General features: G+C 69.4%; 14 protein-coding genes. 5 read left to right on the forward strand and 9 right to left on the reverse strand.

Going from position 1 to position 14,764, the window contains the following annotated elements; genetic code table 11:
* Positions 1-7: 7 nt before the first annotated feature.
* From E3T48_RS15925 to hrcA, 3 genes are all read right to left on the reverse strand, one after another.
* Complete coding sequence (locus E3T48_RS15925) at positions 8-748, reverse strand: 16S rRNA (uracil(1498)-N(3))-methyltransferase (RefSeq protein WP_134524995.1); 741 nt, start codon at positions 746-748, stop codon at positions 8-10.
* 6 nt (positions 749-754) lie between these two features.
* Positions 755-1,864 carry a molecular chaperone DnaJ gene (gene dnaJ, locus E3T48_RS15930; RefSeq protein WP_134524996.1) on the reverse strand — a complete coding sequence of 370 codons (1,110 nt, stop codon included), beginning with the start codon at positions 1,862-1,864 and terminating at the stop codon, positions 755-757.
* Positions 1,865-1,952: 88 nt separating this feature from the next.
* On the reverse strand, positions 1,953-2,984 hold the full coding sequence (gene hrcA, locus E3T48_RS15935) for a heat-inducible transcriptional repressor HrcA (protein WP_134524997.1): 1,032 nt from the start codon (positions 2,982-2,984) through the stop codon (positions 1,953-1,955).
* Positions 2,985-3,155: 171 nt separating this feature from the next.
* Between hrcA and E3T48_RS15940 the strand changes: the two genes are divergently transcribed.
* A complete protein-coding gene (locus E3T48_RS15940) occupies positions 3,156-3,608 on the forward strand; it encodes a DUF4870 domain-containing protein (protein WP_134524998.1) in 453 nt (150 codons plus the stop codon).
* A gap of 43 nt (positions 3,609-3,651) precedes the next feature.
* The gene (locus tag E3T48_RS15945) at positions 3,652-4,023 is read left to right on the forward strand and encodes a DUF4870 domain-containing protein (protein WP_241974728.1); all 372 of its coding nucleotides are present in this window, start codon (positions 3,652-3,654) and stop codon (positions 4,021-4,023) included.
* 114 nt (positions 4,024-4,137) lie between these two features.
* On the opposite strand, the gene hemW is transcribed toward E3T48_RS15945, so the two are convergent.
* From hemW to lepA, 3 genes are read right to left on the reverse strand one after another with little or no spacing between them, the layout of a single operon-like run.
* Positions 4,138-5,364 (reverse strand): radical SAM family heme chaperone HemW, encoded by a 1,227-nt coding sequence (hemW, locus tag E3T48_RS15950; protein ID WP_134524999.1) that lies wholly within the window; start codon positions 5,362-5,364, stop codon positions 4,138-4,140.
* Positions 5,365-5,368: 4 nt separating this feature from the next.
* Positions 5,369-6,016: a DUF1990 family protein gene (locus E3T48_RS15955; RefSeq protein WP_134525000.1), complete on the reverse strand. Its 648-nt coding sequence runs from the start codon at positions 6,014-6,016 to the stop codon at positions 5,369-5,371.
* 4 nt (positions 6,017-6,020) lie between these two features.
* A complete protein-coding gene (gene lepA / locus E3T48_RS15960) occupies positions 6,021-7,874 on the reverse strand; it encodes a translation elongation factor 4 (protein WP_134508630.1) in 1,854 nt (617 codons plus the stop codon).
* Between the two features lie 508 nt (positions 7,875-8,382).
* Here lepA and E3T48_RS15965 point away from each other — a divergent pair.
* The 3 genes from E3T48_RS15965 to rpsT all read left to right on the forward strand — a co-directional run bounded on the left by E3T48_RS15965 (position 8,383) and on the right by rpsT (position 11,203).
* Positions 8,383-9,675: an HNH endonuclease signature motif containing protein gene (locus tag E3T48_RS15965; protein ID WP_166789775.1), complete on the forward strand. Its 1,293-nt coding sequence runs from the start codon at positions 8,383-8,385 to the stop codon at positions 9,673-9,675.
* 399 nt (positions 9,676-10,074) lie between these two features.
* Entirely contained in the window at positions 10,075-10,821 is a 747-nt protein-coding gene (locus E3T48_RS15970; RefSeq protein WP_134525002.1) for an alpha/beta fold hydrolase, read from the forward strand.
* A 118-nt stretch (positions 10,822-10,939) separates the two neighbouring features.
* Positions 10,940-11,203: a 30S ribosomal protein S20 gene (gene rpsT, locus E3T48_RS15975; protein ID WP_134508407.1), complete on the forward strand. Its 264-nt coding sequence runs from the start codon at positions 10,940-10,942 to the stop codon at positions 11,201-11,203.
* 136 nt (positions 11,204-11,339) lie between these two features.
* Here the strand turns inward: rpsT and holA are convergent, their stop codons facing one another.
* The 3 genes from holA to E3T48_RS15990 form a co-directional block, all read right to left on the reverse strand.
* The gene (gene holA, locus E3T48_RS15980) at positions 11,340-12,335 is read right to left on the reverse strand and encodes a DNA polymerase III subunit delta (protein WP_166789776.1); all 996 of its coding nucleotides are present in this window, start codon (positions 12,333-12,335) and stop codon (positions 11,340-11,342) included.
* A 107-nt stretch (positions 12,336-12,442) separates the two neighbouring features.
* On the reverse strand, positions 12,443-12,661 hold the full coding sequence (locus E3T48_RS15985; protein ID WP_134525004.1) for a hypothetical protein: 219 nt from the start codon (positions 12,659-12,661) through the stop codon (positions 12,443-12,445).
* Positions 12,658-14,764 (reverse strand): ComEC/Rec2 family competence protein (locus E3T48_RS15990; protein ID WP_134525005.1); only part of this gene is annotated, 2,107 nt, incomplete at its 5' end. The genes E3T48_RS15985 and E3T48_RS15990, both read right to left, overlap by 4 nt.

The raw sequence follows: 14,764 nt of genomic DNA on the forward strand, positions 1-14,764 counted from the left end.
AGCGGCGTTACCAGCGGCCAAGGGTTGCGTTGAGGATGGCGAGGGCAGCCGGGCCGGCGGTCGAGGTGCGCAGCACGGTCTCACCCAGCCGCACCCGGGTCGCACCCGCCTGCTCGAGCTGGTCCAGTTCGGACGGCGAGATGCCGCCCTCCGGGCCCACGACGAGCAGGATGTCACGGTCGTCGGTGGGGGCGGCGAGCTCGGTGAGCCGAAGCTCGGCGGTCGGCTCGAGCAGGAGCATCCGGGTGCTGCCCGCCATCACGGCCAGCTGCCTGGTGCTCGCCAGTGCAGCAACCTCCGGCAGCCATGCCCTGATCGACTGCTTGGACGCCTCACGCACGATGCTCGCCCAGCGGCCCTGGCCCTTCGCGACCTTGGGGCCTTCCCAGCGGGTCACCGACCGGGAGGCGGCCCACGGAATGACGCCGTCGATCCCGAGCTCGGTCGCGGCCTGCACGGCCATTTCGTCGCGGTCGCCCTTGGCCAGGGCCTGCACGAGCAGGATCCGCGGTGTGCCGGTTTCGACCACGGCGGCCTCGTCGACCCGGAAGGTGAGCAGGCCCCCCTCGGTGCCCGTCACGGTGACGTCGAGCAGCAGTCCGGCGCCGTTCCCGATCCGCAGCCGCTCCCCCGGCCTGACCCGGCTCACCGTCACCGCGTGTCTGGCCTCGGCACCGTCGATGCTGAGGACGTCTCCCGGCACGGCCGAGCCGCCGCGCAGGGAGTCGTCGATGAAGAAATGCGCCATGGAGCTCTAGCCGCGGAACCGGTCGCGGAGCTTCGAGAAGAGTCCCTGCTGCACCGCGCTGAGGGTGGGCGCCGGGGACTTGTGCCGGGCGGCGAACGCTTCGATCAGCTCCCGCTCCTTGTGGTCGAGCCTGGTCGGGGTGGCGACGTGCACGCCGATCCTGAGGTCGCCGCGTCCGTTGCCGCGCAGCCGGGTCACGCCGCGGTCCTTGATGGTGATGACCTCGGCGCTCTGCACGCCGGCCCGCACCTCCACCTCGATGTCGCCGTCGAGGGCCTTGACGGTCGCCGTGGTTCCGAGGATCGCATCCGTCATCGGCACCTCCAGGGTGGCGAGCAGGTCGTCGCCGTCGCGGCTGAAGACGTCGTGGTGGCGCACCTTCATCTCGAGGTACAGGTCGCCGTTCGGGCCGCCGGCCGGTCCGGCCTCGCCGCTGCCGGGCATCTGCAGGCGCAGTCCGGTGTCGACGCCGGCCGGGATGTCGACCGGGACGGTGCGGCGGGCGCGCACGCGACCCTGGCCCTGGCAGGTGACGCACGGGGTGGCGATGATGGTGCCGTAGCCGCGGCAGGAGCCGCAGGGGCTGGACGTCATCACGTTGCCGAGCAGCGAACGCACGGCCCGCTGGATGCTGCCGGTGCCGTGACAGATGTCGCAGGTGACCGGAGAGGTGCCCGGCTGGCAGCAGGTGCCGCTGCAGCTCGTGCAGAGGACTGCCGTGTCGACCTCGAGATCGCGGTGGGTTCCGAAGATGATCTCGTCGAGGTCGAGTTCGACCCGGATCAGCGCGTCCTGGCCACGGTCCCGGCGGGACTTGGGACCGCGGCTGGTTCCGCCACCGCCGAAGAAGGTCTCGAAAATGTCGCCGAAGTTGCCGAAGTTGCCCGCGTCGAACCCGCCGCCGGAGTGGCCGTTGCCACCGCGGTCGTAGTTGTCACGCTGCTTGGCGTCGCTGAGCACGTCGTAGGCGTGAGTCACCGATTTGAACCGCTCCGAGGCATCCGCGCCGGGGTTCACGTCAGGGTGCAACTGCCGGGCGAGGCGCCGGTAGGCCTTCTTGATCTCGTCTGTCGTGGCGTCGCGGGCGACACCGAGTACTTCGTAATGGTCAGCCAAAGCTGGCTCTCCTAGGTCTGTTCGGGTGCTCCGGCGGGTGTGGCCCGGGGAGCGTTTCGATGGGGTGTTCGGTGTGGAGTCTGGGGGCTCATTCGAGCAGGCGGGACAGGTAGCGGGCGACGGCGCGCACGGCCGCCATGTTGTTCGAATAGTCCATCCGGGTCGGGCCGAGCACACCCAGCCGGGCGAGGTTGCCGCCCTGCGAGGAATAGCCGCTCGTGAGCACGGAGGTTTCGGCCAAGCCGAACGGCGCGTTCTCCCGGCCGATGCTCACCGACACGCCGTGCTGGTCGGTGGCCATCTCGCCGAAGAGGCGCAGCAGCACGACCTGCTCCTCGATGGCTTCGAGCACCGGGTAGATGCTCCCGGAGAAGTCCTCCTCGGTCCTGACCAGGTTCGCCGCCCCGGCCATCACGAGCCGGTCCTGGCGATTGGCGCCGATCTGGTCGCGCAGGGTGTCCCTGATCAGGTCGGCGGCTTCCCGCTGCGGCACGGGTCCCGTGCCGGACGCGCCGGCGAGGTCGGTTGCGACCAGGGCCGCTGCCGCCTCGCTCATGCTCAGGCCGATGACCGCCGCGTTCAATCCGGCCCGGAGGTCGACGAGCACGGGTTCCTCGATCGGGCGAGGCAAATCGATCACGCGCTGCTCGACCCGGCCCGCGTCGGTGATGAGCACGGAGAGCAGGCGGGTGTCTGAGAGCGGCACGAGTTCGATATGCCGCACCCTGGCCCGGGACAGGGACGGGTATTGCACGAGCGCGACCTGGTGGGTGAGCTGGGACAGCAGTCGCACGCTTCGGGAGAGCACCTCGTCGAGGTCGGCGGACTGGCCGAGGAACGTTTCGATGGCCTGGCGTTGCGCGGCGGAGAGCGGGCGGAGGTCGGCGAGGTGGTCGACGAAGACCCGGTAGCCCTTATCGGTGGGGATTCGCCCCGAGGAGGTGTGCGGGGCCGCGATGAGCTCCTCCTCCTCGAGGATGGCCATGTCGTTGCGGATGGTGGCCGCGGAGACTCCGAAGGAGTGGCGGTCGACGATGGACTTCGACCCGACGGGCTCCCTCGACGCGACATAGTCCTGCACGATCACGCGCAGAACCTCGAGACTGCGATCGGACACCATGCGAATCGCCTCCTCCTGGTCGGTCGCGAGGGCCGGTCTCGACTGGCACTCGGGGTGATTGACTGCCAATCATACCGCCAGCTGCTGGGCGCGCCCCATTGCCCCCTGAGGATTGGGCGCAGTAGCTTAGGCATGTAATGCACCTCTCCCTGTGCGCTGAAAGGCATGATCATGAGCGATTCCACCGGCAACACCCCCGAAGACCCGAACCTGGGCCAGCGGCCCCCGCAAGCTCCGTACCAGCCCGCAGCATCCACCCCGGTGGCCGCCGCGCCGCTCTCCGACGTCGATGACCGGCAGTGGGCGTCTTTCGCGCACCTCGGCGGAGTCCTCGGTTTCCTGCCCTCCCTGATCATCTGGCTCGTGTTCAAGGACCGCGGCCGGTTCACGTCGGTCGAGGCGAAGGAAGCGCTGAACTTCCAGATCACACTGCTGATCGGTTACATCGCCGTGAACATCCTCGCGACCTTCCTCGCCATGGTGACGTTTGGCATCGGCGGAGTCCTCGCAGGACTAGCGTGGGTGCTGTGGGTCGTCGGAGTGATCTTCTCGATCATGGGCTTCATGAAGGCCAAGGACGGTCAGCACTACCAGTACCCGTTCGCCCTCCGCCTGATCAAGTAGTCCAGCCGGCGCCCGGCGCCCGTCACTGACAAAAGGAGTACGAATGTCCGCCATGCCCCCACCCGCCAGCCCGTACCAGGCGCCGACCCCCATGAATCCGTCCGATGAGAAACTCTGGGCCACGCTGATCCACATTGGTGGAATCCTCTTCGGGTTCCTGCCTGCGCTGATCGGCTACCTTGTGCTCAAGGACCGGGGGCCGTTCATCCGCGCGCACACCGCGACGGCGCTGAACTTCCAGATCACACTTCTCATCGCTTATATCGTCGGTGGAATCCTGACCCTGGTCCTGGTCGGCTTCCTCGTGCTGTTCGCCGCGTGGATCCTCACGATCGTGTTCGGCATCATGGCGGCCCTGGCCGCCAACAAGGGCGAGTACTACACGTACCCGCTCACCATCAAGTTCATCAGCTAGGTCGGGGCAAGTCTGACCGCCGGTGATTGAGCCTGTCGAAATCGCCTCCACCGGGTCTCGACAAGCTCGACCACCGGGTCGAGGCAAGCTCGACCACCGGGTCGGGGCAAGCGGTCAGTCGCTCAGCAACCGGCGCACGACCGCATCCGCGAGCAGCCGTCCTCTCCTGGTCAATTCAATTGATCCGGACAGGGCGGCTTTCGCGTCGATGAGCTCGTCGGCGATGAGCCCGGCGACCTCGTGCCGGCCCGGCTCCGCGAGCGATGCGATCGGGATGCCTTCCCGGATGCGGGTGAGCAGCAGCACGCGCTCGACCTCCCGGGTGGCGGCGTCCAGGGTCTCCCGACCGGCCGCCGGTGAGTCCCCGGCGAGGATCCGGTCGGCGTAAGCCGACGGATGCTTGACGTTCCACCAGCGCACGCCGCCCACGTGGCTGTGTGCGCCGGGTCCGACGCCCCACCAGTCCTGGCTGCGCCAGTAGGCGAGGTTGTGCCGGGAACGGTGGGCGTCATCCGTTGCCCAGTTGCTGACCTCGTACCAGCCGTAACCGGCGTCGGCGAGCAGCTCGTCGGCGAGCTCGTAGAACTCGGCCTGCTGGTCCTCGTCGACAGGAACGAGCTCACCGCGTTTGATCTGCCTGGCGAGCCTGGTTCCCTCCTCAACGATCAGCGAGTACGCGCTGATGTGGGTCGGCGCCAGACCGATGGCCTGCTCGAGGCTGGCCCGCCAATCGGCGAGAGACTCCCCCGGCGTGCCGTAGATCAGGTCGAGGCTCACGTCGAGCCCGGCGGCACGGGCCAACTCCACGACGAGCGGCACCTTCTCCGGGTCGTGCGTGCGCTCGAGGGTGGCCAGCACGCGCGGCACGGCCGACTGCATGCCGAACGAGACCCGGGTGAACCCGGCGGCGGCCAGCCGGGCAAGGTAGTCGGCGTCGACGGAGTCGGGGTTCGCCTCCGTGGTGACCTCGGCCCCCGCGGCGAGACCCCAGGTGCTCCGCACGGAGTCCAGCATCCGGATCAGGTGCTCGGCCGGCAGCAGGGTCGGTGTGCCGCCGCCGAAGAAGACGGTGGCCGCCTGGCGGGCGGGCACCCCCGAGGCGTCGAGGATGCGTCCGGCCGCCTCGACCTCACTGATCGCCTGGCCCGCATAGTCGTGCTGGGAGGCTCCCCGCAGCTCGGTGGCCGTGTAGGTGTTGAAGTCGCAGTAGCCGCAGCGCACCCGGCAGAACGGCACGTGCAGGTACACGCCGAAGTCGCGGTCTGCGGCGCCGACCGCCGCCGACGCAGGCAGCAGGCCGTCGCGGGGTGCCGGGTCTCCGAGGGGCAGGGCGCTACCCATCGGGTCAGGCCGCGCCGATCGGGTGCAGGGCGCGCAGGTAGCGTTTCGTGAACTTCGCCTGCTGCAGGCGAACGATCGGCCAGCCCATCCGGTATCGCCAGTTGCTCGGCCGGGAGAAGGCGCGAATGGTCAGCCAGACCGAGTCGTCGTCGCGCTTGTCGACGATGAAGGACTCCTCGCCGCTGGCCGGGTGCCCGACCATGGTGCCGTAGGCGAATCCGACCCGGTCGGGCTCGTCGATCACGTAGACGACCCGCACGGGGGCGTCGACGGTGAACGGGCCGGCCTTGACCGACAGGTGGGCTGACATGCCGTTGACGATGTACGGAGTGCCGTCGTCGCCGAACGTGGCCTCGTTCGCCGGGCTCTTCTGGTCCCTGGCGGCCTGGCCGTCGGCGTTGAAGACGAGGCCGGTGTACTGCTCACCGGTGCTGCTCAGCAGGTCGGTGACCGTCATCCCGCTCCCCCGCTGCACGCCCCAGGTCATCAGCGACTTGGAGGCCAGCTGGAAGCGTTCCTCCCCGCTGCCCAGACGCACCGTGCGTTCGATCGGCCGGTAGCCCTTCGGCGGGTAGCGGAGCAGGTCGGGGGCGAGGGTGCCGCCGATGGACGCGTAGGTGACGGCGGTATCGGTGAAGGTGGCGCGTCGCATCCGGCTACTTCTTCTCTTTCTTGGGCGGCTCGTCGCCGGAGAGCGCGGCGATGAACGCCTCTTGGGGAACCTCGACCCGGCCGACCATCTTCATCCGTTTCTTGCCCTCCTTCTGCTTCTCCAGCAGTTTGCGCTTGCGGGAGATGTCGCCGCCGTAGCACTTGGCCAGCACGTCCTTGCGGATGGCGCTGATGGACTCGCGGGCGATGATGCGGGCGCCGATCGCGGCCTGGATCGGCACGTCGAACTGCTGGCGCGGGATGAGCTTCCGCAGCCTGCCCGTCATCAGCACGCCGTAGTCGTAGGCCTTGTCGCGGTGCACGATGGCGCTGAACGCGTCGACCTGCTCGCCCTGGAGGAGGATGTCGACCTTGACCAGGTCGGCCTCCTGCGAGCCGATCGGCTCGTAGTCGAGCGAACCGTAGCCGGCGGTGCGGCTCTTGAGATTGTCGAAGAAGTCGAAGACGATCTCGCCGAGCGGCATCGTGTAGCGGATCTCGACCCGGTCTTCGCCGAGGTAGTCCATGCCGAGCAGGGTGCCGCGGCGACTCTGGCAGAGTTCCATGATCACGCCGACGTAGTCCTTGGGGGCGAGGATCGCAGCCTTGACGATCGGTTCCTCGACCTTGGCGATCTTGCCGTTGGGGAACTCGCTCGGGTTGGTGACCGTGACGGTCTTCTTGTCGTCGGTGGTGACCTCGTAGATCACGCTCGGCGCGGTGGTGATCAGGTCGAGCCCGAACTCCCGGTCGAGGCGTTCGGTGATGATCTCCAGGTGCAGCAGACCGAGGAAGCCGCAGCGGAAACCGAAGCCGAGGGCGACGGATGTCTCCGGTTCGTAGACGAGGGAGGCATCCGACAGCTTGAGCTTGTCGAGGGCCTCGCGGAGCGCCGGGTAGTCGCTGCCGTCGATCGGGTACAGGCCGGAGAACACCATCGGCTTGGGCTCGGTGTACCCGGGCAGGGCTACGGTGGCGGGGCGCAGGGCGGTCGTGACGGTGTCGCCGACCTTGGACTGGCGCACGTCCTTCACGCCGGTGATCAGGTAGCCGACCTCGCCGACGCCGAGACCCTTGCTCACGGTGGGTTCCGGGCTCGTGACGCCGATCTCGAGGATCTCGTGGGTGGCCCGGGTGGACATCATCTGGATCTTCTCGCGCGGGTTCAGCTTGCCGTCGATCATGCGCACGTAGGTGACGACGCCGCGGTAGCTGTCGTAGACCGAGTCGAAGATCATCGCGCGGGCGGGGGCGGCCGGGTCGCCGACCGGGGCAGGGATCAGCCGGGTGGCCCGGTCAAGCAGCTCGGCGACGCCGACACCGGTCTTGCCGGAGACGCGCAGCACGTCGTCGGGGCTGCCGCCGATCAGGCTGGCCAGCTCCTTCGCGTACTTGTCGGGGTCGGCCGCCGGGAGGTCGATCTTGTTGAGCACGGGGATGATCGTGAGGTCGTTCTCGAGCGCCAAATAGAGGTTGGCGAGGGTCTGGGCCTCGATGCCCTGGGCGGCGTCGACGAGCAGGATGGCACCCTCACAGGCGGCCAGGCTGCGGGAGACCTCGTAGGTGAAGTCGACGTGCCCGGGAGTGTCGATCATGTTCAGGGCGTAGGTCTGCCCGTCGAGTTCCCACGGCATCCGCACGGCCTGGCTCTTGATGGTGATGCCGCGCTCGCGCTCGATGTCCATCCGGTCCAGGTACTGGGCGCGCATCGCCCGGTCGTCGACGACCCCGGTGATCTGCAGCATCCGGTCGGCCAGCGTCGACTTTCCGTGGTCGATGTGGGCAATGATGCAGAAGTTACGGATGAACTCGGGAGGTGTTGCGGCCGGTTCAAGCGCAGTGAGGGGTCTCGGTGACATGGTCTGGCAATTCTCCCATAGCTGGCTGGTCGCCGGTTTCGCCCGGCCATCCGATCTGGTGGAGCTTGCCCGCAGCCTGCTCGCCGGTCAGCTCGAACTGATTCGCGAGATCGAGGATGCCCGGCGTTCGAGCTCGTCGAGACCGGGTGTCGGTGGTCGAGCCTGTCGAGACCCCGGTGCGCCGATTTCGATGCTCAATCACCGGTGGTCGAGCCCGTCGAGACCCCCGTCGGTGGTCGAGCCCGTCGAGACCCCGCTCGCCCCGGGGTCCCGCCGCCGCGCCGGTTTCGGCAGCCCGCGTCCGCGGCCGCGGTAGCGCCCTGCCGATTCGGGCGCCGCGAGAGGGCATCCCGCCCTCCACGGTGGCACCCCCGCGTGCCCGGGGATTCCGCCCCAGCGGGTGCCCGCTCTCCCTCCACATTATGGGTTTGATCAGCTTATCCACGGCGTGTGTGTGGGGGGTGTTTCGGGTGCGGGAATGTCGGTGGGTGCCCGTACTGTGACCGGTATGACAGCATCGTTCCTTGCCCGGCAGGAGGGCCTCGGCACCCGGTTCGAGGCGATCGCCGAGACCGAGCGGGAGATCGCGGCCGCTTTCGCCCGGCGGGCGGCGCAGGTGGACGAGGCCCGCCGCTACAGCGAAGCCACCGCCGCGACCCGGGCCGTGCCGGGCGGCCGGTGGCCGGCGGGCACGGTCGCGGAGCGGGAGTTCGTCAGCGAACTCGCGGTGACTCTGCGGTTCCCGCAGCGCACCGCGGAGAACCTGATCGAGGCCAGCCGGGCCCTGGCCGAGGACCTGCCCGCCACCCGGGCCGCCCTTGAGGCGGGAGAGATCAGTTACCGGCACGCTCAAGTGCTGATCGGGCAAGCCCTGACGGTTCCCGCGGCCGCCAAGGCCGGCTTCGAGGCGGCGCTGCTGCGCACGGCCGGGCACCTGACCGTCGCGAAACTCAAGTACAAGGCCCGGCTGCTCCGCGAACGACTCCACCCCGAGACGATCCTGGCCCGGCACACCATCTCCGTGGCCGACCGGAAGGTCGGTGTTGACGCCGACGCTGACGGGATGGCGACGCTCTGGCTCTACGACACCGCCGAGAAGGTCAACGCCGCTTATCACCGGGTCAGCGTCACCGTGGGCAGCTTGCAGGGTCCGACGGAGCCGCGCACGCTGGCGCAGTTGCGGGCGGATGTGCTCACCGACCTGCTCCTGGACGGGGTCACCCCGGCCGGGCTCGGTGCCGGGATCCGGGCCACGGTGAATGTGACCGTGCCAGTGCTCACTCTGATGGGTCAGTCCGAGGAACCCGGGCACCTGGAAGGATATGGGCCGATCGACCCGGAGACGGCCCGGAAACTTGCCGGCGGGGCGGCCGGGTTCACGAGGCTCCTCACCCATCCGGAGACCGGGGTCGTGCTCTCCGTCGGCCGGGACCACTACAAGGTCCCGGAGCCGTTGAAGAACTGGCTCAGGCTGCGCGATGAGACCTGCCGATTCCCGGGTTGCAACCAACCGGCCGACCGGTGCGATCACGACCATTCCCTGGACTGGCAATTCGACGGCCTGACCGCCCACGATAATCTCGCGAATCTCTGTGGTCCCTGCCATGCCCTGAAAAGCGAGACCGGGTGGACCGTGAAACACCTGGCCGGCGGGTTCCTGGAGTGGACCTCGCCCACCGGGCAAAGCTTCACCACCGAACCCGCCACCATCATCCACACGCCACCCGGCACGGTGGCCACGCCACCGGGGCCGGAACCCGCACCACCCGACGACACCGACCCAGAGCCCGCCCCCTTCTGAACCGACTGAGCGGCCCCGCTCGGATCTCGACAGGCTCGATCACCGCGCAGGCTCGATCACCGGGCCGGTGGTCGAGCTCGTCGAGACCCCGCAGCATCGCCCGGATCTCGACAGGCTCGATCACCGCGCCGGCTCGACCACCGCGCAGGCTCGACCACCGGGCCGTCGGTGGTCGTTGTCGTCGAGACCAGCGAGCGGCTACCTCCCAAGCAGCGATGGAAGGCCGGTGATGTGACCCCGGGCGAGCGGAACGCCCGGAGGGACCAGGCACGTGAAACTACCACTCGAAGAGTTGAAAGGCGTGCAGAATCTACCTATCGGATCTGCAGCCCGAAAGGCCACCAATACCGCACCCGACACCAAACTGAGCTGAACCACTTACCTGAAAAGGACGGTCGTATGAACGCGGTCCCGCCCGTGCTCTTCGTGCACGGGATCCGCACGGCGGCGACCATGTGGCGCCGGCAACTCGCGATCCTGGGAGACGCGGGGCATCCCGCGCTGGCGATCGATCTGCCCGGGCACGGCTCGCGCATCACGGAGCGGTTCACCGTCGATGGCGCCCTGGCCGCCATCGACGAGGGGGTCGCCGCCCTGGGCGGCCGGGTGGTGTTGGTCGGGCTCTCCCTCGGCGGCTACTACGCCATCGCATATGCCGCCCGGCATCCCGAGCGGGTGGCCGGACTGGTCGCCGCCGGCTGCTGCGCGATCCCGTCCGGGTGGCCGCTCGGCGCCTACCGGGGCCTGGCCCGGCTCATCGGCAGGCTGCCCGACCACGGACTCAGGCTCCACACCTCCCTGGTGCGGGTGCTGCTGCCGCCGACGGGGGCCGCGGACGCGCTCGCCGGCGGGGTGCCCCTGAACGTGATGGACGCCGGGCTGGGCGCCACCGGTACCCTCCGCCCGCTCGAGGGACTGTCCCGGTATCCGGGCCCGGTCTGGCTGGTCAACGGCGCTTTCGACCAGTTCAGGCTGCACGAGCGACGCTTCCTGGCCGCGTGCCGGAATGGTCGCCTCGTGGTCGTGCCGAGGGCCTCCCACCTGGTCAGCCTCGCCCAGCCGGAGCGGTTCGCGGCGGTGCTGCGCGACATCCTCGACGAGGTCGCCAGCGATCGGCCATGGCCGATTGTCGACCCGGTCGAATAGCTGGTATCGTTTCCTGTTGGCTTGCGTGTTGGGTCCCACCCCACACGATCATTGCCGTACGGCGCCCTCTACCGCCACGCGGCCCATCCGAACAAGAACCTAACGAAAGCGTATAAACGTGGCAAATATCAAGTCGCAGATCAAGCGAATTGGCACCAACAAGAAGGCCCAGGAGCGCAACAAGTCGGTGAAGAGCGAGTTCAAGCGCGCTATCCGCGCAACGCGCCTCGCCGTCACCGCCGGGGACAAGGACAAGGCCGTTGCCAGTCTCGCCATTGCTTCGAAGAAGCTTGACAAGGCCGTCAGCAAGGGCGTCATCCACAAGAACCAGGCGGCAAACAAGAAGTCGGCCATCGCGAAGTCGGTCGGCGCACTCGTCTAGTCACCACCAGACCTGGTTTGAGGCCGATGTTCGGAACTGAACCGGTGTGAAGGAAAGCCCTCGCCTTATGGCGGGGGCTTTCTTTTTTTGTGTTGCGAAGCCTGGAGCCGGCCCACTGTCTTGCCGCCGACGGAGGTCAGCCCTCGCCGCGGCGGGCGATCACGCCGACGAGTCGCTCAAGGGCGAACACGGGGTCGCGCCCGGCGCCCTTCACCGCGGCATCCGTCTCGGCGAGCATGACCATGCACCGGGCCAGTCCCTCGTCCGACCACCCGCTCAGGTCGCGCTGGGCGCGCTCGACCTGCCACGGCGCGAGCCCGAACTGCGACGCGAGCTGCCCGGAGCCGCCGCGCACGCCGTAGAGCTTCGCCATCGTGCGGATCTTCATGGCGAACGCCGCGACGACGGGAACGGGGTCGGCGCCCGAGGACAGTGCGTGCCGAAGGATGACCAGGGCCTCGCCATGGCGCCCCGCGATCGCGGAGTCGGCGACCTTGAACGCGTTCGCTTCGACCCGTCCGCCGTAGTATCGGTCGACTGTTGTCTCGGTGACCTCGGAGGCCGAGTCGGCGATCAGCTGCTGGCAGGCTGCGGACAGCTCGGCGAGGTCGCCGGAGAATGCCGCCACGAGCGATCGGAGGGCGCTGGGCGTGACCCGCTTGCCGGCCGCCTTGAACTCGGCCGACGCGAAGTCGTGCCGGTCGGAGTCCTTCTTCAGCTCGGCACAGACGACCTCGACAGCGCCGCCGGCGCCGGACCGGATCGTGTCGAGAAGCTTCTTGCCACGCACCCCGCCACCGTGCCGCAACACGACGTAGGTATCTTCCGCGGGGTTCTCGAGGTAGGCGAGCGCCTCGGTGAGGAAGGTGTCGCTGCATTTCTCAACCGAGCTCACCCGGATCAGCCTGGGTTCGCCGAACAACGAGGGGCTGGCCATGGTGAGCAGCTCCCCCGGCGCATAGCTGTCGGCCTGAATGTCGCTGATCTCCAGGCTCGGGTCTTCGAGTTTCAGGAAGTCCCGCAGCTGACGGACGGCCCGCTCCGCCAGGAACACCTCGGTGCCGGAGACCAGCACGATCGGGGCCGGTCGCACCTGGTGCCACGGGAGTTGCGGAATGGCAACGGACTTCACGGCGCGGCTCGGTGCTGCCTTGCTCGCTGCGGATCGGCCCGTTGCGGCCCGACCAGAGGATGCGGTTCGTGCGGCCACTCGGTTCCCTTCGATTGCGTGTGTCAAGCCTAGCCCGGGCCGCCGACGGGGGCAGCAGGTGAGCGCGCCGGGGCGATCGCCGGCTTCTCGGTCCAGACGACCAGCGCGCCGTGTCCGCCCGGGTCGAGGGCCACCACGGCCAGCCCCTGCCGGTCGGTGCGCACGGCGGCGGTGCCGTCCGAGGCGAGAATATCGAGCAGACGGTCCGTCGGATGGCCATAGCCGTTGTCGGCGCCGACCGAGATCACCCCGACCGTCGCCCGGAGATCGGCATAGAGGTCGGGGCTCTGGTCGCGCGAGCCATGGGGGCGACCTTGACGACGTCCACGGGGCCGGGCGCGGACGCACGGCGAAGCGCGTCCTGTGCCTCCTCGCCGAGGTCGCCGAGGAAGATCGACCGGATGCCCCGCCCGTCGAAACCGATCGTCACGCTCCCCGGGTTGCCGGTCTGCATCACCGGGGAGCCGCGCACCGGCCAGAAGATCTCCCAGCGCAGCCCGCCCAGTGTGCCCCGGTCGCCGCGGGCCCCGGTGCGCACCTCCGCGCCGCCCTCGGCGAGCCGCGCGTGCAGGCGCTCGTCCTGGGCGTTCTCCGGGATTCCGACCAGCGCCGTGCCGACCCGGCCGATCACGGCCTCGATCCCGCCGACGTGGTCCATGTCGTAGTGAGTGAGCACGAGCAGATCGATCCGCTCGATCCCGAGGGTGCGAAGGCAGGCGGTCAACCGCGCAGGGTCCGGGCCGACATCGACCAGGGCGTAGCGATCCCGGTCACGCACGAGGACCGCATCGCCCTGGCCGATGTCGCAGGCCGCAATCTGCCAGTCCGCCGGGAACGCCACGGCCCGGCCCAGGCCAGAGCCGATCAGGCTCCCCGCGTAGGTGCCACCGGCAACGATCAGCACGGCCACCGCGGCGATCCGCCAGCCGGGTTGCCGCGCCTGGCCGGGCCCGCCGCGGGGCCGTCCGTTCACAGCCGGACGGCCGATCGCCCCGGAACTGCCCTTCGCACCGGGACCGAGCAGGACCGACAGGGCAAGAACGGTCAGCAGCCCGGTGGCCGCAACCCCGAACGCCCCTCCCAACCACGGGAGACGGCTGCCCGGAAGGGCCGCGCTCGTTTCGGCGACGGCGGCGATCCACGCCGCGGGAAGCCAGGCCAGCTGCAGGATGCCCCACGCCACGCCGGGAAGCCACGGCAGCAGCAGGCACGCGACCAGGCCGATCACGGTGGCCACCGGGGCGGCCGGCCCCGCGAGCAGGTTCGCCGGCACCCCGTAGAGCGGAAGGGTCGGGCTGAGCAGCACGAGCACCGGCTGACAGGCCAGTTGCGCGGCGAGCGGGATCGCGATGATACCGGCGAGCCAGGCGGGCATCCAGCGGCCGAGGACCCGGCCCAGTGGCCCGGCCAGCACCAGCAGGCCGCACGTCGCCAGCACCGAGAGCGCGAAGCCATAGCTGCGGGCCAGCCACGGGTCGAAGGCGAGCAACACGATCACCACGAGGGCGAGCAAGGGCAGCCCCCGGCCAGGCCTTCCCGACCCGATCGAGAACAGGAGCACGGTGGCCATCAGCGCGGCGCGCAGCACGCTCGGCTCCGGGGTCACCAGCACCACGAACCCGGCCAGGGTGAGGACGGCCAGCGCCAGGCGAGCCGGGCGCCGCAGCCTCAGGTAGCCGCCGAGCAGCAGCACTCCGGCGGTGACGACGGCGCAGTTCGCCCCGGACACCGCCGTGAGGTGGCTCAGCGAACTGGTCTTCATCGCACCGTCGAGCGCCGGTCCCACGGCGCTGGTGTCGCCGATCGCCAGCCCGGGCAGCAGGTCGCCGCCCTCCCCCGGGAGCCTTCCGGCGGCATCCGCGAACCGGGCCCGGAGATCGTTCGCCCACGCCAGCCACCACGGTGGCTCTGCGACCACCACTGGCGGATCCCGGCCGAAGACGAGCGCCGCCGCCGCGTCACCTGGTTCGGCCAGCCGAAGACGAGCGGGCAGGCGAATGACGGTGCCGATCCGGAGCGCGGGGCCCGCCGGAGCCTCGGCGAAGACCACCACCGGCACCGACGCCGCGACCGTGCGGCCACCTTGGCCGAAGGAGCCGATGGTGCCGTGGAACCGCACCCTGCTCGAGCCGCCTCCGCCACCGACGCCGCCAAAGCCTCCGAACGAGGCGGTCTCGACCGGCCTGGACCACACCGTGACGGTCGTCGTGACCACGGCGTGCCTGGCCGCCGCGTTCCGCACTTCGGCAGGCAAGCGCGCAGGGGCAGCCACGGCGACCGCGGATGCCACGAGCGCGGCGCCCGCGCAGCACACGGCCAGCTGGGCAAGGACCGCGCGCGCCGGAACGCTG

Source organism: Cryobacterium fucosi (genome assembly GCF_004403515.1).
Lineage (GTDB): Bacteria > Actinomycetota > Actinomycetes > Actinomycetales > Microbacteriaceae > Cryobacterium > Cryobacterium fucosi.

What these genes read in the sequence shown, in the direction of transcription:
- E3T48_RS15925 (WP_134524995.1), bottom strand. Translation starts at nt 748, where the DNA reads ATGGCGCATTTCTTCATCGACGACTCCCTGCGCGGCGGCTCGGCCGTG.
- E3T48_RS15940 (WP_134524998.1), top strand. Translation starts at nt 3,156, where the DNA reads ATGAGCGATTCCACCGGCAACACCCCCGAAGACCCGAACCTGGGCCAG.
- E3T48_RS15965 (WP_166789775.1), top strand. Translation starts at nt 8,383, where the DNA reads ATGACAGCATCGTTCCTTGCCCGGCAGGAGGGCCTCGGCACCCGGTTC.
- hrcA (WP_134524997.1), bottom strand. Translation starts at nt 2,984, where the DNA reads ATGGTGTCCGATCGCAGTCTCGAGGTTCTGCGCGTGATCGTGCAGGAC.
- E3T48_RS15955 (WP_134525000.1), bottom strand. Translation starts at nt 6,016, where the DNA reads ATGCGACGCGCCACCTTCACCGATACCGCCGTCACCTACGCGTCCATC.
- hemW (WP_134524999.1), bottom strand. Translation starts at nt 5,364, where the DNA reads ATGGGTAGCGCCCTGCCCCTCGGAGACCCGGCACCCCGCGACGGCCTG.
- E3T48_RS15945 (WP_241974728.1), top strand. Translation starts at nt 3,652, where the DNA reads ATGTCCGCCATGCCCCCACCCGCCAGCCCGTACCAGGCGCCGACCCCC.
- lepA (WP_134508630.1), bottom strand. Translation starts at nt 7,874, where the DNA reads ATGTCACCGAGACCCCTCACTGCGCTTGAACCGGCCGCAACACCTCCC.
- E3T48_RS15970 (WP_134525002.1), top strand. Translation starts at nt 10,075, where the DNA reads ATGAACGCGGTCCCGCCCGTGCTCTTCGTGCACGGGATCCGCACGGCG.